Source organism: Heliomarina baculiformis, assembly GCF_019966545.1.
Classification (GTDB): Bacteria; Pseudomonadota; Alphaproteobacteria; order Rhodobacterales; family Rhodobacteraceae; genus Heliomarina; species Heliomarina baculiformis.
The window spans coordinates 529757-556269 of sequence record NZ_JAIMIC010000002.1; the positions used below are offsets into that span (position 1 = coordinate 529757).

At 59.6% G+C, this 26513-nt stretch carries 28 protein-coding genes; 14 read left to right on the forward strand and 14 right to left on the reverse strand.

Going from position 1 to position 26513, the window contains the following annotated elements:
- Nucleotides 1-9 precede the first annotated feature (9 nt).
- Entirely contained in the window at nt 10-1434 is a 1425-nt protein-coding gene (gene atpD / locus MF268_RS06160; RefSeq protein ID WP_238370009.1) for a F0F1 ATP synthase subunit beta, read from the forward strand.
- Between the two features lie 11 nt (nt 1435-1445).
- Nucleotides 1446-1889, forward strand: coding sequence for a F0F1 ATP synthase subunit epsilon (locus tag MF268_RS06165; RefSeq protein WP_238370010.1), 444 nt, complete (start codon nt 1446-1448; stop codon nt 1887-1889).
- Between the two features lie 152 nt (nt 1890-2041).
- On the opposite strand, the gene MF268_RS06170 is transcribed toward MF268_RS06165, so the two are convergent.
- The gene (locus MF268_RS06170; protein ID WP_238370011.1) at nt 2042-3061 is read right to left on the reverse strand and encodes a ribose-phosphate pyrophosphokinase; all 1020 of its coding nucleotides are present in this window, start codon (nt 3059-3061) and stop codon (nt 2042-2044) included.
- A gap of 110 nt (nt 3062-3171) precedes the next feature.
- Here MF268_RS06170 and MF268_RS06175 point away from each other — a divergent pair, with 110 nt between their 5' ends.
- Together MF268_RS06175 and MF268_RS06180 are read left to right on the forward strand one after the other, a co-directional pair.
- Nucleotides 3172-3774 (forward strand): 2-hydroxychromene-2-carboxylate isomerase, encoded by a 603-nt coding sequence (locus MF268_RS06175; RefSeq protein ID WP_238370012.1) that lies wholly within the window; start codon nt 3172-3174, stop codon nt 3772-3774.
- 2 nt (nt 3775-3776) lie between these two features.
- On the forward strand, nt 3777-4589 hold the full coding sequence (locus MF268_RS06180; RefSeq protein ID WP_238370013.1) for an alpha/beta fold hydrolase: 813 nt from the start codon (nt 3777-3779) through the stop codon (nt 4587-4589).
- A 3-nt stretch (nt 4590-4592) separates the two neighbouring features.
- Here the strand turns inward: MF268_RS06180 and MF268_RS06185 are convergent, their stop codons facing one another.
- The 6 genes from MF268_RS06185 to MF268_RS06210 form a co-directional block, all read right to left on the reverse strand.
- Nucleotides 4593-5636, reverse strand: a complete 1044-nt coding sequence (locus tag MF268_RS06185; protein ID WP_238370014.1) for a threonine aldolase family protein — start codon at nt 5634-5636, stop codon at nt 4593-4595.
- Nucleotides 5636-6106, reverse strand: a complete 471-nt coding sequence (locus tag MF268_RS06190) for a YcgN family cysteine cluster protein (protein ID WP_238370015.1) — start codon at nt 6104-6106, stop codon at nt 5636-5638. The genes MF268_RS06185 and MF268_RS06190 overlap by 1 nt, the downstream gene beginning before the upstream one ends.
- Nucleotides 6103-7035 carry a bifunctional riboflavin kinase/FAD synthetase gene (locus MF268_RS06195; RefSeq protein WP_238370016.1) on the reverse strand — a complete coding sequence of 311 codons (933 nt, stop codon included), beginning with the start codon at nt 7033-7035 and terminating at the stop codon, nt 6103-6105. Before MF268_RS06195 ends, MF268_RS06190 begins: the two co-directional genes overlap by 4 nt.
- A 134-nt stretch (nt 7036-7169) precedes the next feature.
- Nucleotides 7170-7613, reverse strand: coding sequence for a MaoC family dehydratase (locus MF268_RS06200; protein ID WP_238370017.1), 444 nt, complete (start codon nt 7611-7613; stop codon nt 7170-7172).
- Nucleotides 7614-7712: 99 nt separating this feature from the next.
- Entirely contained in the window at nt 7713-8588 is an 876-nt protein-coding gene (locus MF268_RS06205; RefSeq protein ID WP_238370018.1) for a TIGR01459 family HAD-type hydrolase, read from the reverse strand.
- Nucleotides 8589-8734: 146 nt separating this feature from the next.
- Nucleotides 8735-9655: a manganese-dependent inorganic pyrophosphatase gene (locus tag MF268_RS06210; RefSeq protein WP_238370019.1), complete on the reverse strand. Its 921-nt coding sequence runs from the start codon at nt 9653-9655 to the stop codon at nt 8735-8737.
- A 447-nt stretch (nt 9656-10102) separates the two neighbouring features.
- Between MF268_RS06210 and MF268_RS06215 the strand changes: the two genes are divergently transcribed.
- The 6 genes from MF268_RS06215 to MF268_RS06240 all read left to right on the forward strand — a co-directional run bounded on the left by MF268_RS06215 (nt 10103) and on the right by MF268_RS06240 (nt 15648).
- The gene (locus MF268_RS06215) at nt 10103-10414 is read left to right on the forward strand and encodes a co-chaperone GroES (RefSeq protein ID WP_238370020.1); all 312 of its coding nucleotides are present in this window, start codon (nt 10103-10105) and stop codon (nt 10412-10414) included.
- 51 nt (nt 10415-10465) lie between these two features.
- Nucleotides 10466-12109 (forward strand): chaperonin GroEL, encoded by a 1644-nt coding sequence (gene groL, locus MF268_RS06220; protein WP_238370021.1) that lies wholly within the window; start codon nt 10466-10468, stop codon nt 12107-12109.
- 173 nt (nt 12110-12282) lie between these two features.
- Nucleotides 12283-12765 carry a GNAT family N-acetyltransferase gene (locus MF268_RS06225; protein WP_238370022.1) on the forward strand — a complete coding sequence of 161 codons (483 nt, stop codon included), beginning with the start codon at nt 12283-12285 and terminating at the stop codon, nt 12763-12765.
- 62 nt (nt 12766-12827) lie between these two features.
- A complete protein-coding gene (locus tag MF268_RS06230) occupies nt 12828-13667 on the forward strand; it encodes a DMT family transporter (protein WP_238370023.1) in 840 nt (279 codons plus the stop codon).
- A 56-nt stretch (nt 13668-13723) separates the two neighbouring features.
- On the forward strand, nt 13724-14500 hold the full coding sequence (locus MF268_RS06235; protein ID WP_238370024.1) for an alpha/beta fold hydrolase: 777 nt from the start codon (nt 13724-13726) through the stop codon (nt 14498-14500).
- A complete protein-coding gene (locus MF268_RS06240) occupies nt 14497-15648 on the forward strand; it encodes an alpha-D-ribose 1-methylphosphonate 5-triphosphate diphosphatase (RefSeq protein ID WP_238370025.1) in 1152 nt (383 codons plus the stop codon). Before MF268_RS06235 ends, MF268_RS06240 begins: the two co-directional genes overlap by 4 nt.
- Before the next feature lie 103 nt (nt 15649-15751).
- On the opposite strand, the gene MF268_RS06245 is transcribed toward MF268_RS06240, so the two are convergent.
- From MF268_RS06245 to MF268_RS06260, 4 genes are all read right to left on the reverse strand, one after another.
- Nucleotides 15752-16828 (reverse strand): 5-(carboxyamino)imidazole ribonucleotide synthase, encoded by a 1077-nt coding sequence (locus MF268_RS06245; protein ID WP_238370026.1) that lies wholly within the window; start codon nt 16826-16828, stop codon nt 15752-15754.
- Complete coding sequence (gene purE / locus MF268_RS06250) at nt 16821-17309, reverse strand: 5-(carboxyamino)imidazole ribonucleotide mutase (protein WP_238370027.1); 489 nt, start codon at nt 17307-17309, stop codon at nt 16821-16823. The genes MF268_RS06245 and purE overlap by 8 nt, the downstream gene beginning before the upstream one ends.
- A 111-nt stretch (nt 17310-17420) precedes the next feature.
- On the reverse strand, nt 17421-17897 hold the full coding sequence (locus MF268_RS06255; RefSeq protein WP_238370028.1) for a dimethylsulfonioproprionate lyase family protein: 477 nt from the start codon (nt 17895-17897) through the stop codon (nt 17421-17423).
- Between the two features lie 147 nt (nt 17898-18044).
- On the reverse strand, nt 18045-18269 hold the full coding sequence (locus MF268_RS06260) for a YdcH family protein (RefSeq protein ID WP_088634819.1): 225 nt from the start codon (nt 18267-18269) through the stop codon (nt 18045-18047).
- 161 nt (nt 18270-18430) lie between these two features.
- Between MF268_RS06260 and MF268_RS06265 the strand changes: the two genes are divergently transcribed.
- A complete protein-coding gene (locus tag MF268_RS06265; RefSeq protein WP_088634818.1) occupies nt 18431-18844 on the forward strand; it encodes an Hsp20 family protein in 414 nt (137 codons plus the stop codon).
- A 3-nt stretch (nt 18845-18847) separates the two neighbouring features.
- Complete coding sequence (locus MF268_RS06270; protein ID WP_088634817.1) at nt 18848-19072, forward strand: DUF1150 family protein; 225 nt, start codon at nt 18848-18850, stop codon at nt 19070-19072.
- Between the two features lie 80 nt (nt 19073-19152).
- Here the strand turns inward: MF268_RS06270 and MF268_RS06275 are convergent, their stop codons facing one another.
- Nucleotides 19153-20889, reverse strand: a complete 1737-nt coding sequence (locus MF268_RS06275) for a calcium-binding protein (RefSeq protein WP_238370029.1) — start codon at nt 20887-20889, stop codon at nt 19153-19155.
- Nucleotides 20890-21044: 155 nt separating this feature from the next.
- Between MF268_RS06275 and MF268_RS06280 the strand changes: the two genes are divergently transcribed.
- Nucleotides 21045-21932, forward strand: coding sequence for a PhzF family phenazine biosynthesis protein (locus MF268_RS06280; RefSeq protein ID WP_238370030.1), 888 nt, complete (start codon nt 21045-21047; stop codon nt 21930-21932).
- 2 nt (nt 21933-21934) lie between these two features.
- Nucleotides 21935-22813 (forward strand): glycosyltransferase family 10 domain-containing protein, encoded by an 879-nt coding sequence (locus MF268_RS06285; RefSeq protein WP_238370031.1) that lies wholly within the window; start codon nt 21935-21937, stop codon nt 22811-22813.
- 152 nt (nt 22814-22965) lie between these two features.
- Here the strand turns inward: MF268_RS06285 and MF268_RS06290 are convergent, their stop codons facing one another.
- On the reverse strand, nt 22966-24681 hold the full coding sequence (locus tag MF268_RS06290) for a bifunctional sulfate adenylyltransferase/adenylylsulfate kinase (RefSeq protein WP_238370032.1): 1716 nt from the start codon (nt 24679-24681) through the stop codon (nt 22966-22968).
- A gap of 135 nt (nt 24682-24816) precedes the next feature.
- The gene (locus MF268_RS06295) at nt 24817-26448 is read right to left on the reverse strand and encodes an adenylate/guanylate cyclase domain-containing protein (RefSeq protein ID WP_238370218.1); all 1632 of its coding nucleotides are present in this window, start codon (nt 26446-26448) and stop codon (nt 24817-24819) included.
- Nucleotides 26449-26513: the final 65 nt, after the last annotated feature.

Consider the following 26513-nt stretch of genomic DNA (forward strand, 5'->3'; position numbering starts at 1 on the left):
GAGACAAACATGGCTACTGCAACAGGCAAAGTCACTCAGGTCATCGGCGCTGTGGTCGACGTACAGTTCGACGACGCGCTGCCTGAGATTCTGAACGCACTGAACACCGAGAACAACGGCAAGAAGCTGGTGCTCGAAGTGGCTCAGCACCTTGGTGAAAACACCGTCCGTACCATCGCGATGGACGCGACCGAAGGTCTGGTTCGCGGCGCTGTCGTGACCGACACCGGCGCGCCGATCTCGGTGCCGGTCGGTAACGCGACTCTCGGCCGCATCATGAATGTGGTCGGCGAGCCGATCGACGAAAAAGGTCCGGTCAACGCAACCGAAACTCGTCCGATCCACGCCGAAGCACCTGAATTCGCCGCTCAGTCGACCGAGTCGGAAATTCTCGTCACTGGCATCAAGGTCGTCGACCTGCTGGCGCCCTACTCCAAGGGTGGTAAGATTGGCCTCTTCGGCGGTGCCGGTGTGGGCAAGACCGTTCTCATCATGGAACTGATCAACAACATCGCAAAGGTGCACTCGGGTTACTCCGTTTTCGCCGGTGTTGGTGAACGGACCCGTGAAGGTAACGACCTTTACCACGAGATGATCGAATCCAACGTGATTAAGCCCGACAACCTCGAAGAGTCGCAAGTTGCTCTTGTTTACGGTCAGATGAATGAACCTCCGGGAGCGCGTGCGCGTGTTGCTCTGACCGGCCTGACGCTGGCCGAGCAGTTCCGCGACCAGTCCGGGACCGACGTTCTGTTCTTCGTTGACAACATCTTCCGCTTTACGCAGGCGGGTTCCGAGGTGTCGGCGCTTCTGGGTCGTATTCCTTCCGCTGTGGGTTATCAGCCGACGCTGGCTACCGACATGGGCGCACTTCAGGAGCGTATTACGTCGACAAAAGCTGGCTCGATTACCTCAGTGCAGGCAATTTACGTGCCTGCGGACGACTTGACCGACCCCGCGCCGGCAACATCCTTTGCGCACCTCGACGCGACCACGGTTCTCAACCGTGCGATCTCGGAAAAGGGCATCTACCCGGCGGTTGACCCGCTCGACTCCTCGTCGCGTCTGCTTGACCCGGCCATCGTTGGGGAAGAGCACTACAAGGTCGCAACCGACGTGCAGCAGCTGCTTCAGCGCTACAAATCGCTTCAGGACATCATCGCCATTCTCGGCATGGACGAACTGAGCGAAGAGGACAAGCTGACCGTGGCCCGTGCCCGTAAGCTCGAGCGTTTCCTCAGCCAGCCCTTCGACGTGGCGCAGGTCTTTACCGGTTCGCCGGGCGTGCAGGTGCCGCTGGAAGAAACCATCTCGTCGTTCAAGGCGGTTGTGGCTGGTGAATACGATCACCTTCCCGAAGCGGCCTTCCTCATGGTCGGTGGCATCGAAGAAGTGAAAGCCAAAGCCGAACGCATGGCCGCTGACGCGGCTTAAAGGAGCCACTGATGGCAGACACAATGCAATTTGACCTCGTCTCCCCGGAACGGCGCCTTGCGTCGTTTCAGGCCCGCGAGGTTCTGATCCCCGGTGCGGACGGTGACATGACGGCAATGCCCGGTCATAGCCCCGTCATCGCCACGCTGCGTCCCGGTGTTCTGCGGGTCGACGGTCCGGAAGGCACGTCGGAATACATCGTCACTGGCGGCTTTGCGGAAATCAACGCCGAAGGTCTGTCGGTTCTGGCCGAGCAGGCGATCCCGATGACCGAGGTCACGCGTGAGCATATCGACGAACTGATCGAAGATGCTCGTGCCAAGCACGAAGAGGCCAAGTCGACGTTCAAGAACGAACCGGGTCCTGTAGATGACGCGGCCAAGCTATTGTCCGACATGGTTGCCCTTGGCGATCACATCGCCATCGGCAAGGGCGGCGGTCCGGCTCCGGCCTGACGTCGTCTGACACGATTGATATCTGGAAACCGGCCCCATCGCGGGCCGGTTTTCTTTTACGGGAATGGCAAGTTCGGGCAGCTACGCGGTAAAAGAAAAAGGGCGCCCCGCAAAACGGAGCGCCCAATGAATTTCCCGATACACCCGGTTTCTCAGTCCATCGTGTACAGGGATTCATAAATCGGCGAGAGCGTCGAATCCTCAAAGAGCGAGGACACCGATGTGCCGTTCCAGATGTTCAGGATGGCTTGCGCGAATACCGGTGCGGTGGGTACGATACGGATGTTCGGCGCGGCTAGTACCGCGTCTGTCGGGCGGATCGTATCGGTCAGAACCAGCGATTTCATAACCGAGTTGGTAATCCGTTCGACCGCAGGGCCGCTCATCACGCCATGCGTGATATAAGAGTGCACTTCCTTGGCGCCGTTCTCCATCAGGATCTCTGCCGCTTTGCAGAGCGTGCCCGCCGTGTCGCAGATGTCGTCAACGATCAGACATATCTTGTCCTTAACGTTCCCGATCACGGTCATTTCCGCGACTTCACCGGCTTTTTCCCGCCGCTTGTCGACGATGGCCAGCGGTGCATTTACACGTTTGGCAAGCTCGCGCGCGCGGGCCACACCGCCCACGTCGGGCGATACCACCATCAACTCGTCCATCTGACCTTTGAAATTGGTTCGGATATCCAGCGCAAAAACCGGCGAGCCATAAAGGTTGTCGACGGGGATGTCGAAGAAGCCCTGGATCTGGGCCGCATGCAGATCCATTGTCAGGATCCGTTCGATGCCGGTGCCGACCATCATGTTGGCCACAAGCTTGGCCGTGATCGGCGTACGCGCCTTGGTGCGGCGATCTTGGCGGGCATAACCGAAATAGGGCAGGACCGCCGTAACCCGTGCCGCCGACGACCGGCGCAGCGCATCCGCCATCACCAGCAATTCCATCAGGTTGTCATTGGCCGGATTGGAGGTGGGCTGGATGATAAACATATCCTCGCCCCGAACGTTTTCGAACACTTCGACAAAAATCTCGCCGTCGTTGAAACGTTCCACGCGGGCATCGACCAACCCGGTTTGAATGCCGCGATGCATTGTCATGCGGCGCGCAATGGCTTGTGCCAACGGCTGGTTGGCATTCCCAGAGATCAGCTTGGGTTCGATCATATGAGGCATTGAGATTGGTTTCCCGGAGCAGCGAGAGAGATATGTAACAGATTCGTGGTGTTGACACCGCTTAGCATGGCCTTACCGTCGCGCAAAGCTAGCCGCGGGAGAAAAAGCAAATGGCCCAGCTCGACTACTTCTTTGCAACTTTGTCACCCTTTGCATATCTCGCGGGCACCCGGCTCGAACAGATAGCAGCCCGGCACGAGGCGACAGTCGTCTACAAGCCGTTCGACATCATCTCGCTGTTCGCCCGGACCGGAACGGCTCTTCCAAAGGATCGCCCCGTCGCGCGTCAGGAATACCGGCTGCAGGAACTCAAGCGGCAGGCCAAGCATCTCCAGATGAAGATGACCTTTCAGCCCGCCCATTTCCCGACCAATGCAGCGCCGTCCTCATACGCGATCATTGCGGCACAGGCCGAAGGGGGCGGGGATGTCGGTGTTCTGTCCCACGCGGTCCTGCGCGCATGCTGGGCCGAGGACAAGGATATTGCCGATGATGCGGTCATTCGCGATTGCTTGGAGGAGGCCGGTTTTGACCCGGCCATCGCCGATCGCGGTTTGCTGCAAGGGGCGGAGACCTACGCCGCCAATCTCGAAGAAGCGATCAGCCGTGGAGTGTTCGGTTCGCCCTTTTACATCACCGAAGATGATGAGCGTTTCTGGGGGCAGGATCGCCTCGACGCGCTCGATACGCATCTTGAGGAAGCTGCGGCGTGAACATGGCTTTGCCCATACCTCAGCCTCTTGAAAGCCGCAAACTCGGGAACGGCAAGCGCAAGGTTCTGGCGCTGCATTGTACGCTTGCCCATTCCGGCGCCTGGAAGGGTCTCGTAGCCGAGATGGACAGCGAGATAGAAGTTACCGCCACCGATATGTTCAACCACGGACTCAGCCCTGACTGGGACGGGCAGGGGGACTTTCAGGATCGCATGGCGCGAGCGGCTGTTGCGACCTTGACGGAACCCGTGGATGTCATCGGCCATTCCTTTGGCGCGTCCATCGCGATGCGCGTCGCTGTGCTTTTCCCGGAACTGGTGCGCAGCCTGACCATGATAGAATCCGTCTACTTCGCTATCGTAAAGAAGGATCGGCCAGAACTCGTCGAGGCAAGCATGCGGTCCTCCGCGCCCTTCTATAACGCGATGGAGGCGGGAGACGTCGAGCTTGGCGCCCGATTATTCAACGGCGGCTGGGGCGGCGGTGTCGGTGAGAGCTGGGAGGAAATGCCAGAACACAGACGCGCGGCCATGATCCGGGGCGTGCAGATCGTTCCTGCGTGCAGCCCCGCCTTGCTGGACGATATCCACAACCTTCTGGAACCGGGGAAACTGCAATCTCTGAACCTGCCCGTCTTGTTGATGCGGGGCGGCAATACGGCGGATATCATCGCCGCCGTGAATGATGGTTTCGCCGCGTGTTTACCGGATGCCCGGAACGTCGTGGTCGAAGGTGCCGGACATATGCTGCCGATCAGCCATCCGGCAGAGACGGCCGATCACCTGCGTCAGCTGTTTGCAGAGGTCCCCGTCTGACCGTCAGCCATTGAGTATCTCGATGAATCGGTCCGTGTTCTCATCGCTCGCGGACCAGTCGCAGACAAGCCGCGCTGTCAGCATTTCTTCGGGATTGGCCCCCTGCAATTCGCCATCCCACATGTTGTAGAGCGCTCCGGCCTCGTGCAACCGTTGATGCGCGGCTCGGGAAAAGCGGGGGAAGATCATGTTGGCGGTTCCGCCCCAAGCAATCTCCACGCCGGCAGCCACCAGTTTTTCCCGCAAGCTTGCGCAGGCATCGTTGGACTTCCGCGCGAGGCTTAGCCACAGGTCGTCCGTCAGATAAGCCGCCATCTGCGCCGACAAGTACCGGTGCTTTGAAAACAGCTGCGCGCCCCTTTTCCGGCGTAGCTCGAATTCCCACGCCTTGTCTTGATTGAAAAGAATGACCGCCTCGACGCCCATGCAGCCGTTTTTCGTGCCGCCAAAGGAAACCGCGTCCACACCCGCTTTCCATGTCATTTCTGCTGGCGAGCAATTCAGCGCGACCAGCGCATTCGCGAACCGCGCACCATCAAGGTGAACCGGCACACCAAACGATTGCGCGACCTCTGCGAGGTCCTGTATTTCGGACAAGGAGTAAACGCCGCCGCGCTCGGTGATCTGGGTGATCGAAACAGGGCCGCGCTGCGGGCCGTGGACGCCCCGTGTCTGCTCTCCGGCAATTGTCTCGCGCAGAGATTCCGCCGTCATCTTGTCGCCGCCCGGAACAAGCGTCAGCTTTGCGCCACCGGTGTAGAACTCGGGCGCGTTGCATTCGTCCTCGTGGATATGGGCAAGGGGCGAGCAAAAAATCGTCTCAAAGGGCTGCGTCAGCGTCGCCAGCGCCAGCGAGTTTGCCGCCGTGCCAGTTGCGACAAGGTAAACCGCAGCCTCGGGCGCCTCGAATATATCTCGGATCTTTTCGCGCACCTCATCCATCAACGGATCATTACCATAGGGCAGGGCGTATCCAGCATTGGCCGTCGCCAGTTTTTCCATGATGGCGGGATGGACCGGACCGGCATTGTCAGAGGCGAAAAACATCAGGTGGGCTCCTCGATCAGGTAGTCGTCCCATTCTTCTTCGGGGACTTCGAATTCAGGTACGGTCATGCCTCGCACCGACACGCCCGCATGGTGCACGGATTCGGCGCGGCCAGAAATGAGCGGGTGCCAGTCATAAAGCTCGCGCCCTTCATAGATAAGCCGATAGGCGCAGGTCTGCGGCATCCAGTAGAGATGGTCCTCGATGTTGTCGGGCTTCAGCACGATGCATTCGGGAACGAACTGGTGGCGAATGGGGTACTGGCTGCAACGGCAGGTGCTGTCGTCAAGCAGACGGCAGGCAATCCGTGTCAGGTCGATCTCGCCCGTGTCCTCATCTTCCAGCTTGTTTAGACAGCATTTGCCACAGCCATCGCAAAGAGCTTCCCACTCTTGCTGCGACATCTCTGCCATCGATTTCTTTTCCCAGAACCGTTTGGCCAGTCCGCGCCGGGGGATCGGATCTTTCATAGGCTTTCCAGAACCTTCCGGGCTTTTTCGCAATCGGCATCCATCTGCGCGATCAGGCTTTCCAGCCCTTCAAATTTTATCTCGGGGCGCAGGAATTCAACCAGCCCGACCGACAGGGTGCTGCCGTACAGGTCGCCTTTGAAATCAAAGATAAAGGTCTCAAGGTTCGCGCGGTTCTCGCCGAACATCGGTCGCACGCCAAGGCTTGCCGCGCCGTGGTAGCTGCCCTTGTGTGCACCGTCGAGCACATCCACCAGCACCGCGTAAACGCCGAAGGCAGGCGGATGGAGACCGTCAATTGACATGTTCGCCGTAGGATAACCCAGCTCGCGTCCCCGCTTTTCCCCGTCGATGACTTTGCCTTCGATCCGGTGCCAATGGCCAAGCATGGCTGCGGCATCACCCGGCCGCGCTTCGCTTAGCGCCGTGCGGATCGCGGTCGAGGATATGGTCGTATCATTCTCTTCAAGCAACGGGGCGATCGTAACGCCGAAGCCGAACTGTTCGCCAAAGGCTTGCAGTTCCTCGGCACCGCCGCTGCGTTCCTTGCCAAACCGGAAGTCCGCACCAACCACCACATGGGCCAGTCCCAGCCCGTATGAGATGACATCGCGCGCGAATTCCTCCGGCGACAGCTCGACCATCCCCGCGTCAAAGGCCAGCTCATAGAGGATATCCACCCCGATCTTTTCCAGTCGGTGCCGCCGTGCATCGCGGCTCATCAGGCGAAATGGCGAGCTGTCGGGGGCAAAGAACTCCCGAGGGTGCGGCTCGAATGTCAGTACCCCGGTGGGCGCCGTCGCGTCTGCCTGCTCGGCAAGCTTGATGACAGAGCGGTGCCCAAGATGGACGCCGTCAAAGTTCCCGATGGCCACGCTTGCGCCGCGATCGGCAGGGGCAATATTCTGATAGGTCTGGATGATCCGCATGGTCGCTGCGTAGCGTCGAAGCGGGGCTTGTTCAAGCGCAACCCGCGCAGGCGAAGCGCGCGACGTTGGGAACCGTGAAATACGCGCAAAGCCTGCGCGCTTTCAGACGGGCTTTGTTCGGCACGTGCCGGGGGTCAGTCGAACTTGCGGCTCGGGGCAAGTACTGTCGCTTCTCCGGCCAGAACCTTTTTGCCCTCCACCGCGCAGTGACAGTCGAGTTGAACGCGCCGCTTCGCAAGATCTATGCCGATCACTTTGACCTCGGCATAGACCATGTCGCCGGGGCGAACGGGACCCAGGAACTTGAGCGTCTGGCCCATGTAGACCGTGCCATGACCGGGCAGCTGTTCTCCGATCACCGCAGAGATCAGACCGGCGGTGAGCATGCCATGCGCGATCCGGCCCTCGAAAATCGTGTCGCGGGCGTAGTCGTCGTCCAGATGCACCGGATTCCGGTCGGTCGAGACCTGAGCGAACATCTCGATATCTTCGTCTGTCACGACTTTCCGCAGATGGCGCGTCATGCCCATCTCGATATCTTCGATGCAGATCGTTCCGCGCGGCAAGTTATCCAGCATGATTTCAGCTCCGGCAATCGACTCGGTAATAAATTTACGGAATTTAATTCAACCGTGCAACTTAATTACTTCGCGACTGCAGAAAAGCAAGCCTTTTCCTCAGCGCAGATGCCCGATTGCGAAGGTAGGATTGGCCATTTCCTTATTCAGATAGGCGTCAAGCGCATCAGGATCGGGCTGGCCATCCGTTTTGGTTTCCTTGGCTGCCAATCCGCCCGAGATAAAGAGGCTGTCGATGTCCTCGCCCATCGCGCCTGCGATATCGGTGTGAACTCCATCGCCAATGGCAAGGATCGAGCCATCAGAAACATGCTTGCCGATCTCGGCCAGACGCCGCCGCGCCAGATCGTAGATCGGCGGGTGCGGCTTGCCGAAATACAGGCTTTCGCCGCCCATCTCAGTGTAAAGCCTGGCAAGCGCACCCGCGCACCATTCCCGGACATCACCGCGATCAACCACGATATCGGGGTTGGCACAAAGCAGTTTCAGCCCCTTCTGTTTGGCCCAAAGGAATTCAGGACGGTTGTCCGCCGGATCAGCCATCGGGTCGAAAGGCCCGCAGCAGACGATACCTTCGGCATCTTCCAGTTCGACCCGCTGGATGTTCACCGGGTTATCAATCACCTTCATCGGCTTGAAAAAATCGTCGTCCCGTTCGGGTTCGCCCATGAACCATACCTTTTCGCCGACGACGCCCTGAAACATGGCGGCGCGGGCACTGTCGCCCGATGAGGCGATTGTATCCCACGCATCCTCGGGCACGCCGAAACCCGCGATCTGCGGTGCGATCCCGGCGCGCGGCTTTGGGGAGTTCGTCACGAGCACGACGCAGCCGCCTTTGCGCCGGTATTCCTGAAGCGCCGCGCAGGCATCGGGAAGCGCCCTGACGCCATCATGCACGCATCCCCAGAGATCAACGAACAAGGCATCGTAACGATCGGAAATCTCGGACAGCGAATTGATGATCTGGGTCATGGGCGGGCCTCAAACTGTTTGAATTCAAATGCTGCCTACACTTTTAGACAGCGCTGCGCGAATGAAAAAAGGGCGCCCCGACTTCCGGGGCGCCCAATAGATTTTCACCGATGCGCCGTCAGCATCCGCAGTGCCGTAAGCAGCAATCAGACCGCAAGGTTCGGGATGATTTGCTTCTTGCGGCTCATGATGCCGGGCAGGACGACGGTGTCGCCGCTGACCGACGCGCCAAAGCTCTTTTCCGCCACCGTCTTCACCAGATCGTTGGGGACCAGCAGCGTGGCTTCCTCGTTCAGGATGTCGACAACGAAAAGCAGAACCTGATCGGCACCGTCTTCTTCGGCCACACCGGTCATCGCCGCCATAAGGGCATCTTTGCGGTCCAGAACCATTTGGGGGGCGGTGGTCTCAAGTACCGAAACGCGGAATTGCTTGCCGCCAACTTCGTATTCCTTGCTGTCCATACGGAGTAGTTCGGCTTCGGAAAAAGCCGAAACGTCGGATTTCGCCGCGAACATCTCGCTGGCGTATTCAGAGACGTCGACACCAAGTTCCTTGGCCAGCTTTTCGGCGACCGCGCGGTCATGCGGAGTCGTTGTTGGCGAACGGAATTCGAGCGTATCCGACAGGATGCAGGTCAGCATGGCGCCCTTGATCTGCTCGGGCATCTTGGTCAGGTCATCGCCGATCAGGTCGTGCATGATCGTCGCCGTGCAGGCCAGTGGCCGTACGGTAATATCGATGGGCCCTTTGGTTTCAAGGCCGCCGACCAGTTTGTGGTGGTCGATGATGGCCTGAATGTCGGCGTCATTTATATTGTCGGGCAACTCAGCTGGGTTGTTCGTGTCGACGATCACGACTGGGGCACCAGCTTCGACGCCATCGATGATCGCGGGCTTGTCCAGTCCCCAGCGTTCCAGCATGAAAGCCGCTTCCGTGTTGGGCTCTCCGAGGAGAACGGGCGTTGCAGCGGTGCCTTCGATTTCAGACAGGTACCAGGCCCAGATGATGGGCGAGCCGGTGCTGTCGGTATCGGGGGATTTGTGGCCGAATACCTGAATGCTCATGGTCAATATCCTTGGTGCGTCCTGTGATTTGCGCGCCTTATAGGCGGGAGGATCGGGCTTGTCACCCGTGACATTTGCCCGTGCGCTGCGCCAGGTTAACACGACTTGGCATCCGCCGCGTCGGCATTGTTCTGCTGACACCGGTTGTACAGCGTTTCCGGGTGATTATCTCGCTACCGTCACGGGCTGATCCTGCGTCGAATAGGCTAGGGTCACCCTCGTGCAGACAGCGCAGGGCAGGGGGTGTGTCCTCCTTTCCCTTGGTTGACAGGGAAGGTTGGCGATGAAAGGCGTCCGGACGTCGAAAATTTTCCCTTCGAATCCTGTTGACAGGAAAGTCTGTGCTCCCTAGCTATGCGTCGTTATCACTCGACTTAGGTGAGTGCTAACGGCTGCCTCGTACGGGGGGCCTGTAGAAACAAACTTTGAGCTTAAGGAGCTGCAAAGATGGCATTCAAACCACTTCATGACCGTGTTCTGGTGCGTCGCGTTGAAGGCGAAGAGAAAACCAAGGGCGGCCTGATCATCCCCGATAGCGCAAAAGAAAAGCCCAGCGAAGGCGAAGTTGTCGCATGCGGCGACGGCGCGCGCAAGGATAGCGGTGAGCTGATCGAAATGGCCGTGAAAGCGGGCGACAAGATCCTGTTCGGCAAATGGTCGGGCACCGAGGTCACTGTCGACGGCGAAGAGCTGCTGATCATGAAAGAGAGCGATATTCTTGGCGTGATCACCGACTCGGCAGCAGCTGCTGCAGCCTGAACACCCCGGGTTTTCACGAATCCCAATCAAGATTTTTAGGAGATACAAGATATGGCTGCTAAGGACGTCAAATTTGACACCGATGCCCGCAATCGCATGCTCAAGGGTGTGAACATCCTTGCTGACGCGGTTAAAGTAACTCTCGGCCCCAAAGGCCGTAACGTGGTTCTCGACAAATCCTTCGGCGCGCCGCGCATCACCAAAGACGGTGTTTCGGTTGCCAAGGAAATCGAACTGGAAGACAAGTTCGAGAACATGGGCGCCCAGATGGTGAAGGAAGTCGCTTCCCGCACCAACGACGAAGCAGGCGACGGCACCACCACCGCCACCGTACTGGCTCAGGCCATCGTCAAGGAAGGCATGAAGTCGGTCGCAGCGGGCATGAACCCGATGGACCTCAAGCGCGGCATCGACCTTGCCACCAGCAAAGTCGTCGACGCGATCAAAGCCGCCGCTCGTGACGTGTCCGACAGCGCGGAAGTCGCTCAGGTCGGCACCATTTCCGCCAACGGCGAAGCCGAAATCGGCCAGCAGATTGCTGACGCGATGCAGAAAGTCGGCAACGAAGGCGTGATCACCGTCGAAGAGAACAAAGGTCTGGAAACCGAGACCGACGTCGTCGAAGGTATGCAGTTCGACCGTGGCTACCTGTCGCCCTATTTTGTCACCAATGCTGACAAGATGACCGTGGAACTCGAAGACTGCATGATCCTGCTGCACGAGAAGAAACTCTCCTCGCTCCAGCCGATGGTTCCGCTGCTCGAGTCCGTGATTCAGTCGCAGAAACCCCTGCTGATCATCGCAGAAGACGTCGAAGGCGAAGCGCTGGCAACTCTCGTTGTCAACAAGCTGCGCGGCGGCCTGAAAATTGCTGCTGTCAAGGCACCGGGCTTTGGCGATCGCCGCAAGGCCATGCTGCAGGACCTCGCGATCCTGACCGGTGGTCAGGTCATCTCCGAAGACCTCGGCATGAAGCTGGAAAACGTCACCGTGGACATGCTGGGTTCGGCCAAGAAAGTGTCGATCACCAAGGATGAAACCACCGTAGTCGACGGCGCGGGCGAGAAGGCCGAGATCGAAGCACGCGTTGCCCAGATCCGTAACCAGATCGAAGAAACCACGTCCGACTACGACCGTGAAAAGCTTCAGGAACGTGTTGCCAAGCTGGCGGGCGGCGTTGCCGTCATCCGCGTCGGTGGCATGACCGAAGTCGAAGTGAAAGAGCGTAAGGACCGTGTCGATGACGCGCTGAACGCAACTCGCGCGGCTGTTCAGGAAGGTATCGTCGTTGGTGGCGGTGTTGCCCTGATCCAGGGTGCAAAAGCTCTCGACGGCCTGACCGGTGCGAATAACGACCAGAACGTCGGTATCTCGATCGTACGCAAGGCACTCGAAGCGCCGCTGCGTCAGATCGCCGAGAATGCCGGTGTGGACGGTTCGGTTGTTGCGGGCAAGATCCGTGAATCCGATGACCTGAAGTTCGGCTTTAACGCTCAGACCGAAGAATATGGCGACATGTTCAAGTTCGGCGTTATCGACCCGGCTAAAGTGGTCCGTACCGCACTGCAGGATGCCGCTTCGATCGCTGGTCTGCTGATCACCACCGAAGCCATGGTTGCCGACAAGCCCGCCAAGGAAGGTGCATCCGCTGGCGGCGGCATGCCCGACATGGGCGGCATGGGCGGCATGATGTAATAATCGAAACCGACAGGTTTCGATGGGTTAGCCCATCAGTATCCGAAAGGGGCGCCAAACCAGGCGCCCCTTTCTCATTGCAAGCGACAAGAAATTTCAAATTTCTTGGAAAAATTCTTGTAAGAATTTTGTCCACCGAGGAACTTGCCACCTCAGACATCGCGGAGACCATCTTGATTACATCTCCAGATTACATGCGTGAATTGCGCCGTGGGGAAGAGGGGCAGGTGGATGACCTGCTCGCCCTCGCTTTCGAAGGGCAGGACGAAGTCCGCCTTGTCCACCACCTGCGAAAGGATCGCGCGATTGCCGGCGAGATGGTGATCAGCGCCGACAACCGGATTGTTGCCTATGCCGGTCTGTCGCAAATGATCCGGCCCAAGGGTTGGCTCTGCCTTGCGCCTGTCGCTGTCCATCCCGAGTGGCAGGGCCGCCGCATAGGTGGCCGCATGGTCGGCATGATCACCGAATGGGCCCGCCTGAGCAAAAAGACCGTCGTCGTCCTTGGCGAACCCGGTTTCTACTCCCGCTACGGATTTTCCTTGGAACGCGCGGCACAGCTGACTTCACCCTATCCGGTAAGTCATACGCTACTGGCTGGCCCCGGCGAAACGGCCCCTAAGGAAACGCTTGTCTATCCAAAGGCGTTCGGCTGATCCTCGCACCATGAACGTCGATGGTACTTGCGGAAACTGCAAGAATTGGGCCACGTGCGAGCATGCGCTTCTACATTCTCATTAGTCTGACGATGGTCGCCTTCGCAGCGAATTCGCTGCTCAACCGCATCGCGGTCGATTACGGCTATATCGATCCGGAGAGCTTTGCGGTCATCCGGGTCGCGTCGGGCGCGTTCATGCTGATCGCCCTTGCCCGGATCAAAGGCGCAAATCTGACGTGGCTCGAGCCACGCCGCGGACTTGGGGCACTGGCGCTCGCCCTCTACATGATCGGCTTTTCGACCGCCTATCTTACTCTCCCGGCCGGGCTTGGCGCATTGATCCTTTTCGGCGTGGTTCAGATCTCGATTTTTGTGATTGCCGCGTTCCTCAAGGCCGCCCCCACCATGAGGCAAACAATCGGCGCGGTCATCGCCTTTGGCGGGCTTGTCGTGATCGTGAACCCCTCTGCCACCATATCGGTCAATCTGCAGGGTGCGGGTCTGATGGCGCTGGCCGGACTTGGCTGGGCCGTCTACACGATCACCGGCCGATATGAACCCGACGCGCTTGCCGGGACTGCGGCCAATTTTGTCCTTGCCCTGCCACTGACGCTTGCGGTGCCTTTCCTTACAGATGCACCGCACGACATAAGTGCGACTGGTCTCCTGCTTGCTGTCCTGTCCGGTGCCTTCGCTTCGGGCCTTGGCTACGCGCTCTGGTATAGCCTGCTGCCGAAACTGACGCCCTCGACGGCGGCAATCCTGATGCTCAGCGTGCCGGTCCTCGCGCTGGCCGGTGGCGTCCTGCTCCTCGGCGAAGTGCTTCACCTTCGCTACCTCGGCGGTGCCGTGCTGGTTCTCGGCGGGCTGACGCTGTCGTTTCTCAGACCCCGAGTATGAAACAACGCAGCAAGCTCACCCTTTTCACGCACGGATTTTGAGCCTATCCCGCCCCTATGCGTTTCGTCCTTGCCATATGTCTCTTCCTGCTGCCAATGCCCGCTCTCGCTCAATGCGTCGTGCTCCTGCATGGTCTCGCGCGGACTGACGCTTCCTTTACGGTTATGCGCGAAGTGATGGAGGCGCAGGGCTATCTCGTCATCCATCCCGAATACCCCTCGACCGAAGATCCTATCGCGACGTTGGCCGAACATACCATTCCCAAGGCTCTTGCCGGTTGCGGTGATCGCGAAGTGCATTTCGTATCGCATTCCATGGGCGGCATACTCATTCGCTACTGGTTTCAAAAGCACCGTCCCGCCAGGCTCGGGCGCGTCGTCATGCTCGGGCCGCCCAACCAGGGCAGCGAACTGGTAGATGAACTCGGCGAATGGGAGGTATTCGGCATGCTGAACGGACCCGCCGGGCTGCAACTCGGCACAGGAACTGACAGTCTGCCCCCAAAGCTGCCCCCGGTCGATTTTCCTCTCGGCGTGATCGCCGGAACCTACACGCTTAACCCGATCTTTTCCCACATCATTCCCGGACCGGATGACGGTAAGGTCTCCGTCGCCTCGACTTTCGTCAAAGGCATGTCCGACCACCTGATCCTGCCAGTCACCCATACCTTCATGATGAATAATCCAAGGGTGATTGCCGAAACCCTTCATTTTCTAGAAACCGGTCGCTTCCAGCGTGATCTAGGCTGGTCCGAAGCGACCCTGGATCTTGTGCAGAACAGCTGCCTGCGTCTTGCGGGCTGCGTCGATCAGGCAGGCGAACCGAGCAAATGAACACTCTTTCGCTTGACCTCGAGGGGGCTCTCGTCCTGACACCCGAAGATGGGATGCAAAAAAGCCGCCTTACTTTCGCCGACGGGATCATCCGGAACGACCGGACAGGGCGTCGCATCGATCTGCAAGGCTATCTGGTTTTGCCCGGCATCGTCGATCCGCACGGAGATGGATTCGAACGCCATCTCGCCCCGAGACGCGGCGCGATGCCGGATATGACCGAAGGCGTCGCCGCCGCCGAGGCCGAGTTCGCGGCCAATGGACTGACAACTGCGGTTCTTGCTCAATTCTACAGCTGGGAGGGCGGGCTGCGCAGTCCGGAGTATGCGGCAAAGGTCTTTGCGGCAATCAGGTTCGCCAAGTCGCAGGTGGTGACGGATCTCATGGCGCAGCTTCGGTTCGAAACCCATATGCTTGACGCTTACACCGATCTGCCGGGCAAACTGGCGGATTGGGATGTTTCCTATCTCGTTTTCAACGACCACCTTCCCCATGATCGGCTGGCGGCCGGACGAAAGCCGCCCCGTCTTACCGGACAGGCGCTCAAGGCTGGGCGCAATCCAGAAGCGCATCTGGACCTTATGTTAGACCTGCATAGCCGCGCCGCCGAGGTGCCCGCCGCACTACGGGAGTTGACCAGCAATCTGTCTGCAAGCGGGATCAAGATGGGCAGCCATGACGACCAAACCGCAGGGCAACGTGGCGAATGGCGTCGACAGGGCGTCTCAATCGCCGAATTCCCCGAAACCCTCGAAGCCGCTGAAGCCGCGATAGACAGTGGCGACCCGGTCATCATGGGTGCTCCCAATGTCGTGCGCGGCAATTCCCACAACGGCAACATCAGCGCGACCGACCTGATCGCCAAGGGGCTCTGCACGGCGCTGGCGTCCGATTACCATTATCCCTCCCTGCGGCGCGCAGTTTTCAAACTGGTCGCACAGGGTATCTGCGACCTGCCGTCTGCATGGTCGCTGGTCTCTGGCAATCCGGCACGCCTGCTCGGGTTGACCGACCGCGGTGAGCTGCGGCCCGGCATGCGTGCCGATCTTGTCATCCTCGATGCCAAAACCAAACGCATCGCGGCAACCATCGCGGGCGGTCGATTCAGCTACATGTCCGGCGATATCGCCGCACGCTTCATAGGGTGATCCGCCCTTCTTTGGGTCTCAAAATATCCCCGCCGGAGGCCTGGTGCCGCCGGAACGGTGGCACCATTTTGAATGCTCGCGCATCGCTGGCCGAAGGTCGCGATTACCCTGCTGGCCCGAGAATCCGGTTGACATGACCCATCTTGCGGCCCGGCTTGACCTCTGACTTGCCATAAAGATGCAGCGCGGTCGCCGGATCCCGGCTCAACGCTTCGACCCGGTCAAGATCCGCGCCGATGAGGTTCTCCATTTCGACGTCGAGCTGCCGCTTGCCGTCACCCAGCGGCCATCCCGCCACCGCGCGGATGTGCTGTTCGAACTGATCCACCATGCAGCCGTTCTGGGTCCAGTGCCCGGAATTATGCACGCGCGGTGCGATCTCGTTCACGACAAGACCGGTATTGGTGACAAAAAGCTCGACGCCTAAGACGCCCACATAATCCAGCGCATTCAGAATGTTGGCGGCGATCAGCACCGCATCCGTGCGCTGCGAGGGCGACAGCGTCGCGGGCACCCGGGTCGTGTGAAGGATGCCGTCGCGATGCACGTTTTCGCCCGGGTCGAAACAGGCGACTTCTCCGTTGGCGCCACGTGCCGCGATTACAGACACCTCGCGTTGGAAATCCACGAACCCTTCTAGGATCGCGGGCGCGTCGGCCATCTCCGCAAGCGCCGCTTCGGCATCCCCGGGCGCATTCAGCCGCGCCTGTCCCTTGCCGTCATAGCCAAAGCGACGTGACTTCAGGATCGCCGGGGTGCCTATTTCGGCAATTGCATTTTTAAGGCTGGCCAGATCGGTGATATCCGCGAAAGGTGCCGTTTTCAGCCCGAGCCCCTGCAGATAGGTTTTTTCGGTCAACCGGTCCTGGCTGACCCGAAGCGCCTCGCGTCCGGGCCGGATGACGCGTTGTTCTTCAAGGATATCCAGCGCTTCGGTCGGAATGTTCTCGAATTCGTAGGTGATGACGTCGACAGAGTCCGCAAACCTGCGCAGCGCCTCGGCGTCGTCGTACCCGGCCGTGGTCAGCCTCGCCGCGACCTGGGCCGCGGGCGGGTTCGCGCCCGGCTCGTAGATGTGGCAGGCAAATCCAAGCCGCGAGGCCGCGACCGAAAGCATGCGCCCCAGCTGGCCGCCACCGAGAATACCGATTATAGCGCCTTGCGGCAGGGGATCAGTCATCCTGGGGCTCCTCCGGAATAGATGCGGAAAGGTTCGCGCGCCATTGGTCCAGCCGCTCCCCGATTTTGCTATCCTGCAGGGCGAGAATCCCTGCCGCCATCAGGCCCGCGTTCGCGGCCCCGGCCGCACCGATCGCCATCGTCGCGACCGGAAAGCCGCGCGGCATCTGCAGGATCGAGTAAAGCGAGTCGACGCCGGACAAGGCCCGCGTCTGGACGGGAACTCCGATGACCGGTACGCGGGTCTTTGACGCCATCATCCCAGGCAGATGCGCCGCGCCCCCGGCACCGGCGATGATCACCTGCAATCCACGGTCGACGGCTGTCTTGCCGTACTCCCAAAGCCGGTCGGGCGTGCGGTGGGCAGATACGATCTTTTTCTCGTAACTGATGTCCAGCGCGTCAAGAATATCGGCGGCCTCCTTCATGGTGGCCCAGTCCGACTGGCTGCCCATGATGATCCCGACATGGATGTCCTGCATGATCTCACCCCGTTTCAAAGGAAGCGGCACTATAGCCATTGGCGTGTCACAGGCAATGTCGGTTCACGGGATAAGCAAGGGCAAAACCGCACATCTTTCGTGATAGTTAACTCAATGCCAGGGGGCAGGGGCATCAACGAACCAGGTCGCCCCGCCCGGCGCGTCGCCGAATTGCAGCCAGAGGTTCAGGGCAGGGCGGTCGGATGTGCGCAAGGCGTGCGCTTCCTCGCTTTCGTGGAACACGAGATCGCCGGGTGTCACGCGAAAGGCTTCGCCCTCCCTTTGATGCCAGAAAAGAGCGCCACTGTCTGTGACGGGCAGGTACACTTCCTTCGCAAGATGCGCATGTGCGGGATAGGCAGTACCGGCCGATGTCAGGTTGCATCCGATGACCAGCGTGTCCGACGCGTAAAGCACCGCATGTCCGAACCGGTCCTTCAATACGGGGTGAGACGGATAATCCGCGACCCAGCCCAGCCCGTCCATAATCGAGGCCAGCGGGCGTGCGAACCGGGGATGTGCTGCAGGATCGGCGCAGAGCTCTATGATATCCGGAAATGCATCGCAGACCGGTGCGCGCGACGACATGGTCGTTGCCTCCGACCAGTCTGCTCCGACAATTTCCGGCACTAGTCCGGAAAACGGCGATGATTTTAGTATGTCGCAAAGACCGGTTCGGATTGCATCCAGATCATCAATACAAGCCTTCAAGGCGCGGGTTCCGCTATCCGGCCATCAGGCGATTATGTCAGGGGTCAGCCTGTCATCGATACGTGCAATGATATCCTTCAGCCGCAGCTTCTGCTTCTTGAGCCGTTGCATGGTAAGCTGATCGCCAGTACCTTTTTCGGCCAGCGCATGAATAGCCTCGTCGAGATCGCGGTGCTGGCGTCTGAACACTTCAAGTTCGACACGCAACACTTCATCTGTTTTCATCGACAGATCGATAGGTGCATTCATAAAAGGCGACTCGCGGCTGCTAGCAGGGTTTTATTGTAACCCTTAGGGATGTTTTCGCCTAGACCTTGTGAACACAACGAATTGTCCCCATATTCATCTTGCGCGGTTGCCAAAAAGGGACCGCGTTCTCGTGTCGCTTTGGTGCAAAAGGGCCGAATAACGTGTCGAAACTAACTCTTGCCTCTTACCCGCATCTGCTGGGATTCGAGCAGCTGGAACGCCTTCTGGAACGTACCGCAAAGTCCGGGAACGAAGGGTATCCGCCGTTCAATATCGAACAGAATTCCGATCATTCCTACCGCATTACCCTGGCCGTGGCCGGGTTTGCCGAGGAAGAACTCGCCATCACTGTCGAAGACAGGCAATTGGTCATCCGAGGTCGTCAACGCGACGACAGCGAAGGCCGCGTCTTTCTCCACCGGGGAATAGCCGCGCGTCAGTTTCAGCGGACCTTTGTGCTCGCCGAAGGCGTTGAGGTGGGAGAAGCCGTCATGGAAAACGGGCTGCTTCACGTCGATCTGACCCGGGCCATACCGGATACCGTGGTTCAGACGATCAACATAAGGAAAGGGTGAGAAATGGATACCAACGTAGAATTCAAGGGTGACGGTCCCCGGATCGTTTACGTGAAACCGGTATTCGTTGCGGATCTGCCCAAGGAAGTCCGTGACGAAGCAGGAGAGCTGGAACAGCTTTATGCGGTACACGATCAGGACGGTGCGCAGCTCGCGCTCGTGTCCGACCGTAAACTCGCGTTTTCCCTTGCACGCCAGCATGATCTGGCGCCTGTAAACGTCCACTAAGTCACGGCGTTTGCCACATACGAACGCGGCAGGCCAGATCAACGGCCTGCCAATTGCCACTCAAAAGCGGCATTTCTCTGTCAGATCAGGACGATGTCATCGGCGAGCGTTGTTAGGTCGATGATCCCGTTGAAAACGATCTCCACATTGCCGAAATCAAGCGCTGCGTCGCCGCCGATAAGGCGCGAAAACCCCGCGACGATTTCAGCACCTGACGTTGCACCCCCGACCAGCCCCTGATCAAGAAAAAGCCTGTCTTTCCCGGCAGAGAAATCCGTAATCGTATCCTGACCGGCATCTTCAAAGCTGAAACGAAAGCGATCGCGCCCGGTCTGACCCGACAGGATATCGTCGCCCGCTCCCCCGATTAGTACGTCCCGACCCCTGCCGCCGGAAAGCGTGTCCTTGTCATCCCCGCCGATCAGCCTGTCGCGCCCACGGTTTCCGATCAAGCTGTCATTGCCGTTGCCGCCCTTGAGCTTGTCCGCGCCACTGCCGCCGAACAACCAGTCTTTGCCGCGATTCCCTAACAAAGTATCGTCGTCCCTTGTGCCATGGATACGGTCGCGCCCTGCTGCGCCCCGTGTCACCATTCCGGCAAAAGGCGCGTAGAGCATCTCATCGCCGCTTGTGCCTTTAACTCTTTCAACGGGCAGGCTGGCCGCGCTGTTAATCGTGCCGCCCGCCTCAAGTTGCGCGACTGCTTCGTTGCCGCCGGTTACGGGATCCAGCCGGTACAATGTCTCATCGGAAAACCCGTAGAGTCCGTCGTCGAAATAAAGTGCAAACAGGTCCGCGATGCCATGCGGCACATCGCTGACGACCTCTCCCGCCGCAAGATCATAGGTCAGCATTGTTCCCTTTGTGGTGGCAAGAAACAGGCTGTCCCCGTTAACCACGATATCGCCCTCGGCATACACATTTTGGGGAAGACCGATTGAAGCGACCTTCCCAAGAGTCGCCGAGTCGAAAACATCTATCCTGCCGACACTCTCTGACCCGACATAAAGCATGCCGTGATGATCCGATCCCAGCGCGTTCGCGTCGGCAAAAAGGTCAGTCAATCGCGTGGCCGACCCGTCGAGCAGGCTGATCTGATATAGTCCGCCCTCGGCGATACCAAAAAGCCCGCCGTTTGCGGCCAGCGTCATGTCAAGGAACACCGGCAAGCCTTTACTCCGGTGGATCTGGCTCAGTTCGCCGTCCTCAAGCAGGAAAAGACCGCCGCTGCTGCCCGCGATATAGGCCCGCCCGGTGACTGGGGGGGGCGTCTCACCGCTGCGCGGGTTCATATAGGTCGCCAGAAAGGCCTCCGGGTCGAAATACCGGACAGGTCCCGACGCGGTGCTCACATCCACATAGGCGACACCATCCGCGCCGACGCCTTTATAAGCGGTCGGATCATAAGTTACCGAGCCCTGCAAGACACCAAGCGTATGACCGGCAGCCACGGCAAAATGCAGATGATCCGAGGCGTAATCGAACAATCTGCCGATTTGCGCGCCGTAAGAGATCGGGCCGACGTCGGCGCTGACGTCGATATGACCGTAGACCACGGAAAACGGCGTCCCGTCCGCCATCGTGTAATAGACGACCAGCGCACCGCCATCGCCGCCGTAATCCGCAGCCTGATAGGCGATCACCCCGTCAGCGATTGAATAGACTTCCTGCCCTGCGTCGTCCCCCACCGCACCCCAGTTGTAATCGGTTGCAAGGTGATACCGACCCGCGCGGTTATCGAGAAAGCCCGAGGCACTGAACCACTCGGCAAACGGCGTATCTGTATCGCCCAAAGGATCCCTGATGTGAAACGCCAAGATTACGTCCTATGATGAACTGACGGCGCGATGCTGACCCGCTCCACGGCGGGCGGTCAAGCACCCCTAACCCCGAAGCATCATGCCTGTTACCACTTGAACCCATTCGGGTTTCTTGCGAAGGCCGAAAGGAATGATCAGGAGGAACCGCAGTCATGGCAAGTTTCGAATTCGATTGGGTCGATGCCTTCACCGACCGCGCCTTTGGCGGCAACGGATGCGCCGTGGTCCTGAACGGCGCAGGTCTGAACGACCGGACCTGCATGGATTTCGTGCGGGAAACTTCGCTGGTGGAATGCACTTTTACCGGCCCCTCGAAGATCGCCGATATCCGCGTACGCTACTTTCTCGCCTCGCGCGAAATCCCGTTTGCAGGCCACCCGACAATCGCCACCGTCGCCGCGCAGCACTCTCGCGGCCTGATTAGCGGGGATAGCATCCGGCTGGAAACCGGCGCGGGTATCGTTCCGGTCTCATTGAAAGACGGGTTGATTGAAATGACTCAGGTCGCGCCCCAGTTCGGGGATCACGTCGCCGCCGAAACTGTGGCCGGTGTAATCGGCCTCGATCCCGATCACATCATCGCGCCGCCGCGCATGATCTCCACAGGCTTGCCGTTCTGCATTACAGTCCTGCGCGATCACGACGCCCTGCGCCGTGCAAGTCTCGACCCCGACAAACTCGGCAAGATGACAGCGGGCATTGGCTATGCCTCCAACGATATGGCCGAGCCATTCCTTGTCACTCTGAGCGGCGCCTCTGAGGAGGGCGACACATTTTCCCGTCTGCTGCTTGCCCCGCCAAGCCCGCCCGAAGATCCGTTCACCGGCTCCGCGACCGGGGCAATGGCGGCCTATCTCTGGCATAACGGCCTGATGGAAAAAGACAGTTTCATCGCCGAGCAGGGACATTGGATGGGACGCCCGGGCCAGGCGCGTGTCGGTCGCTTTGGGTCGGCGCAGAACATGACGGGCATCAGCGTCGCGGGAAAGGGCTATGTCCTGATGCGCGGGACGGTCGATTTGCCGGATCAACCGGCGTGAACATGGAGAACGCGCCCGCCATTGCGGTACTGCCCTACACCCATCGTCAGGGCCGTGCACTGGCAGCCACGCCTGTTTCCGATCTGATCTGGCCGCTGGGATGTCCGGATCGTCTGGCAGGTAAGACCGTGGCGGATCTGACAAGCCGCGATCACCTCATCCTCTTCCCCCGCACCATCACCCATTTCCAGCCGCGTCTCGGGATATCAGGGCAGGTCTCGCTGGTGATGGGCGAACCCGCCGTCATCCACGCCAAGCATATCGCATTGCTAAGGTTCAGCTATCGCCGCTTCTACCGGATCCTGACCTTCAACCAAGACCTGCTCGACCGGCTGCCGAACGCGCTGCTGTTTCCTTACGGTACCACATGGGTCCCGGACTGGCGCGAGGTGGACTGTACCAAGAGCAGGATGCTCTCGCTCATCGCCTCGGCCAAGCGCGACTCGACCGGTCATAAGCTGCGCCACGAGATCGTCGATGGGGTCCGAAACAAAGGCATCGATATGGATGTGATGGGCGGCGGGTATGACCCGTTTGACCGGAAATCCGACGGTCTCGCTCCGTACCGTTATTCGGTGGTTATCGAAAACGTACAAGAACGCAATTATTTCTCGGAGAAACTCATCGACGCACTGCTCTGCGATACGGTGCCCATCTACTGGGGCTGCCCCAATCTCGGAGATTTCTTCGATACCGGTCCGATCATAGAATGCGCAAATAGCGACGACATCATGCGCGCAATCAGCAACGCCAGCGAGACGGATTTTCAGCAGCGCCTGCCGGCAATCCGCAAGCTCAAACCGGAACTGGAAAAGTTCTGCGACTTTGAAAAGCGCGCCGCCAAGGCCATTCACAATACGCTGACATCCGACAAGGCCTGAAAACAGGCAGGAAAACCAGACTCTCAAACGGCCAGCGTTCGGCACAATACGGTGCCGCCTTCGACACCGCCCCTGCTTCTTTGGGTCTTAAAATATCCCCGCCGGAGGCATCGCGCCACCACAGGTGGCGCGATTGGACAGGGCTTTCCGCGTCAGACCGCGATCAGACCCATGTTCTCAAGCTTGAGAAGCACCTGATGCGCGCAGTTGTCGACGTCGGTGCCTTCGGTTTCGACGCGGAGTTCCGGGTTTTCCGGCACGTCATAGGGGTCCGAAATCCCGGTGAACTCCTTGATCTTGCCCTCGCGGGCCAGCTTGTAGAGCCCCTTGCGGTCACGGCGCTCGCATTCCTCGATCGAGGTCGCCACGTGCACTTCCACAAAGGCGCCAAAGGATTCCACATCCTCGCGAACGGCCCGGCGGGTCGTGGCATAGGGGGCGATCGGCGCGCAGATCGCGATACCGCCGTTCTTTGTGATCTCCGAGGCAACATAGCCGATCCGGCGAATGTTCAGGTCGCGGTGCTCTTTCGAGAACCCGAGTTCCGAAGACAGGTTCTTGCGCACGATATCACCATCGAGAAGCGTGACCGGACGGCCACCCATCTCCATCAGCTTGACCATCAGCGCGTTCGCGATGGTGGATTTGCCTGAACCCGAAAAGCCGGTGAAGAAGACGGTAAAGCCCTGCTTGGAGCGCGGCGGCTTGGTGCGGCGCAGCTCGTTCACGACCTCGGGGAAGGAGAACCATTCCGGAATCTCCAGACCCTCGGCCAGACGGCGGCGCAGCTCGGTGCCCGAGATGTTCAGGATCGTGACGTTGTCCTTGTCCTCGATCTCGTCCATCGGCTCGTATTGAGCGCGTTCCTGCACCCAGACCATGTGTTTGAAATCGACCATCTCGACGCCGATCTCGTCCTGATGCTTGCGGAACAGATCCTGCGCATCATAGGGGCCATAGAAATCCTCGCCTGCCGAATTCTTGCCCGGGCCTGCGTGGTCGCGGCCGACGATAAAATGTGTGCAGCCGTGGTTCTTGCGGATCAGCCCGTGCCAGACCGCTTCGCGCGGACCTGCCATGCGCATGGCAAGGTTCAGCAGGGACATGCTGGTGGTAGCCGCCGGATACTTGTCGAGCACGGCCTCATAGCAGCGCACGCGGGTAAAGTGATCGACGTCGCCGGGTTTGGTCATGCCGACAACCGGGTGGATCAGCAGGTTGGCCTGCGCTTCCTTGGCGGCGCGGAAGGTCAGTTCCTGGTGCGCACGGTGCAGGGGGTTGCGGGTCTGGAATGCCACAATGCGACGCCAGCCAACCTTGCGGAAATAGGCGCGCAGCTCGTTCGGCGTGTCGCGGCGGGCGCGGAAATCGTAATGGATCGGCTGCTGGATGCCGGTGACCGGGCCACCCAGATAAATCTTGCCCGCCTGGTTGTGGAGGTAGTTCACGGCAGGGTGGGCGCTGTCATCGGCACCGAACACCTTTTCCGCCTCGCGCGCTTTGTCGGGCGCCCAGCGGTCGGTGACGGTCATGGTCGCAAGGATCACGCCTTCCTGGTCGCGCAGCGCGATGTCTTCACCGATTTCCAGGGTTTCGGCAAATTTCTCCGACACGTCGAGGTTGATCGGCATCGGCCACAGCGTACCGTCGGCAAGGCGCATGTCTTCGACGACGCCATTGTAATCTTCTTCGGTCAAAAAACCTTTGAGCGGATTAAATCCGCCGTTCATAAGCAATTCGAGATCGCAGATCTGGCGCGGGGTAAGATCAAGACTTTTCAACTCACCCGCTTCAACCTTAAGTTTCTGCGCGGAGTCGTATGAAACATATAGCTCGGGGATAGGAGCTAGATTGCTAAGCATGGTCATGTGGAAACTTTCGCTTTTGCGTCTACGGGCTGGCCGCTAATATACGGTCGCGCAGCGCATAGCCTCAGTCAGCAGCCAAAGTCTAGGGCCGCCAGAGGATTTTGTCGCTATCGAGGAAATTGAGTAAATTTTGGCTTAATTGGTCGGGGTGAGGGCGCTTTGCAAATGAGATGCGCGCGTCACGGCAAGGGACGGGACCGGCTGGTTTACTCCGCGCAGCGCCAGTTTGACCATGTCCAGATGGTCCGTTTCGATCCCGGCACTGGTCAGGACCGGAGCTGAAACAAGAACTTCGACACCCAGTTCCTTTGTCATTGATTCGAGCCTGCTGGCCGCGTTGACCGTTTCTCCGATGATCGTGCGCGGCGCATTTCCGGCTGCCCCGATCTCGCCCAGAACGACCTCGCCAAGATGCAGACCGATGCCGATCCGCACCTCTGGCGCGCCTTCCTCGGCCAGCGTCCGGTTGAACTCTTCAAGGGCTTCGCCGATGCGGGTCGTTGCCGCCAGTGCCGCCTGCGCCGAGCTTGCTTCATCCGGCGTTTCGAACAGTGCAAGCAGCCCGTCGCCAAGGTATTTGTCCACGACGCCGCCATTTGCGGTGATCGCGGGGACAATGGCATCAAAAAAACGGTTGAGCAGGAACACCACGTCATAGGGCAGCTGCCCCGTGGTCCGGGCCGTAAACCCCCGAATATCAAGGAAGAGGATCGCCATGCGCCGTTCCTGCCCCTGGCTCGCATGGGCGCGGCGGCGTTTGCCGTCCGGACGGAACACGCGATAGACGGTAAGCGGCGCCTTAGGCCGGGTCTGGCAGGCCAGCCGCATCCCTGGCGCGGCGCCGACGGCGGCAAGGCTGCGTTTTTCCGCTTCGCTGGGCGGTTCCAGATCGTCCGCCCCGTCCTCCACCAGAACACGGCAGGTGGTGCAGCGGCCACGTCCACCGCAAAGCGAGGTATGAGCGACTCCGTTGGCGCGCGACATCTCAAGCAGGGTCGGCCCCTTTGGCGAAACGATTTCCGGCCCGTTGACATAGCTGATCCGCACTGATTTGCGCCGCCGCAGCAACTTGCGCACAAGGTAGGTACCCGCCGCCGCAGCAAGCAGGACCCAGAAGATCACGGTGATGATATTCTCGATCCGTAGCAGTGCGGCCATTGCATCGGAATCGGGCCAGTTGGTACGCGCGATCACCGCGGCACGTGTTTCCGGATCGGCAATGCGCGTGACGGCGCGCCGTCCTTCGGTCAGGAACCCGACCAGCGCAAAGCCGGGGATGAGAACTGAAAGCGATGTCAGCACCGGACGCAACCGTCGCCACCACAGCTCTGCGCGAAGCCAGAAATTCAATCCGATACAGGCATGCACCCAGACGATCAGCAGCAAGAGCGACTGCAGCCATGCGTCGGTCGAGCCGAAGATCAGCGTTACCAGATAAGCGAAATCGTCGTTCACGCCGAACAGTTCATGCGCGAAACGAGTATATACAATATGCGCGATAAGCAGGATCGGGATGAGCAGGCCAAGCGCAATCTGCAGGGCTTCCCAAAGCGGCATGCGCAGCGTGCTGCGCCGCGCCAGCTTGTAAAGCGCGAGGCCGGCATGTGTGAGCAGCGCGCCGTAAATCAGGATCGTTCCCGGCCAGCTTCGGGTGATGACTTGCCGCCAGTCCTGCGCTCTTTCCATCAGCTCGGATGAGAAGAGGCCAAGCCCGATGTTCAGAAAGTGGAACAAGGCATAGGTAAAGAGCACAAGTCCCGACGCCATGCGCAGCCGCGTTGCCAGATTGCCTTGCCAGCGGCTTTTCAAAGGGGGGCTCCGTTCAAGTTTAG

Excerpts from the sequence above, each read along its gene's own strand:
- atpD (WP_238370009.1), top strand. The coding sequence starts at position 10 with ATGGCTACTGCAACAGGCAAAGTCACTCAGGTCATCGGCGCTGTGGTC.
- MF268_RS06165 (WP_238370010.1), top strand. The coding sequence starts at position 1,446 with ATGGCAGACACAATGCAATTTGACCTCGTCTCCCCGGAACGGCGCCTT.
- MF268_RS06170 (WP_238370011.1), bottom strand. The coding sequence starts at position 3,061 with ATGCCTCATATGATCGAACCCAAGCTGATCTCTGGGAATGCCAACCAG.
- MF268_RS06175 (WP_238370012.1), top strand. The coding sequence starts at position 3,172 with ATGGCCCAGCTCGACTACTTCTTTGCAACTTTGTCACCCTTTGCATAT.
- MF268_RS06180 (WP_238370013.1), top strand. The coding sequence starts at position 3,777 with ATGGCTTTGCCCATACCTCAGCCTCTTGAAAGCCGCAAACTCGGGAAC.
- MF268_RS06185 (WP_238370014.1), bottom strand. The coding sequence starts at position 5,636 with ATGTTTTTCGCCTCTGACAATGCCGGTCCGGTCCATCCCGCCATCATG.
- MF268_RS06190 (WP_238370015.1), bottom strand. The coding sequence starts at position 6,106 with ATGAAAGATCCGATCCCCCGGCGCGGACTGGCCAAACGGTTCTGGGAA.
- MF268_RS06195 (WP_238370016.1), bottom strand. The coding sequence starts at position 7,035 with ATGCGGATCATCCAGACCTATCAGAATATTGCCCCTGCCGATCGCGGC.
- MF268_RS06200 (WP_238370017.1), bottom strand. The coding sequence starts at position 7,613 with ATGCTGGATAACTTGCCGCGCGGAACGATCTGCATCGAAGATATCGAG.
- MF268_RS06205 (WP_238370018.1), bottom strand. The coding sequence starts at position 8,588 with ATGACCCAGATCATCAATTCGCTGTCCGAGATTTCCGATCGTTACGAT.
- MF268_RS06210 (WP_238370019.1), bottom strand. The coding sequence starts at position 9,655 with ATGAGCATTCAGGTATTCGGCCACAAATCCCCCGATACCGACAGCACC.
- MF268_RS06215 (WP_238370020.1), top strand. The coding sequence starts at position 10,103 with ATGGCATTCAAACCACTTCATGACCGTGTTCTGGTGCGTCGCGTTGAA.
- groL (WP_238370021.1), top strand. The coding sequence starts at position 10,466 with ATGGCTGCTAAGGACGTCAAATTTGACACCGATGCCCGCAATCGCATG.
- MF268_RS06230 (WP_238370023.1), top strand. The coding sequence starts at position 12,828 with ATGCGCTTCTACATTCTCATTAGTCTGACGATGGTCGCCTTCGCAGCG.
- MF268_RS06235 (WP_238370024.1), top strand. The coding sequence starts at position 13,724 with ATGCGTTTCGTCCTTGCCATATGTCTCTTCCTGCTGCCAATGCCCGCT.
- MF268_RS06240 (WP_238370025.1), top strand. The coding sequence starts at position 14,497 with ATGAACACTCTTTCGCTTGACCTCGAGGGGGCTCTCGTCCTGACACCC.
- MF268_RS06245 (WP_238370026.1), bottom strand. The coding sequence starts at position 16,828 with ATGACTGATCCCCTGCCGCAAGGCGCTATAATCGGTATTCTCGGTGGC.
- purE (WP_238370027.1), bottom strand. The coding sequence starts at position 17,309 with ATGCAGGACATCCATGTCGGGATCATCATGGGCAGCCAGTCGGACTGG.
- MF268_RS06255 (WP_238370028.1), bottom strand. The coding sequence starts at position 17,897 with ATGTCGTCGCGCGCACCGGTCTGCGATGCATTTCCGGATATCATAGAG.
- MF268_RS06260 (WP_088634819.1), bottom strand. The coding sequence starts at position 18,269 with ATGAATGCACCTATCGATCTGTCGATGAAAACAGATGAAGTGTTGCGT.
- MF268_RS06270 (WP_088634817.1), top strand. The coding sequence starts at position 18,848 with ATGGATACCAACGTAGAATTCAAGGGTGACGGTCCCCGGATCGTTTAC.
- MF268_RS06280 (WP_238370030.1), top strand. The coding sequence starts at position 21,045 with ATGGCAAGTTTCGAATTCGATTGGGTCGATGCCTTCACCGACCGCGCC.
- MF268_RS06285 (WP_238370031.1), top strand. The coding sequence starts at position 21,935 with ATGGAGAACGCGCCCGCCATTGCGGTACTGCCCTACACCCATCGTCAG.
- MF268_RS06290 (WP_238370032.1), bottom strand. The coding sequence starts at position 24,681 with ATGACCATGCTTAGCAATCTAGCTCCTATCCCCGAGCTATATGTTTCA.
- MF268_RS06295 (WP_238370218.1), bottom strand. The coding sequence starts at position 26,448 with ATGGCGTCGGGACTTGTGCTCTTTACCTATGCCTTGTTCCACTTTCTG.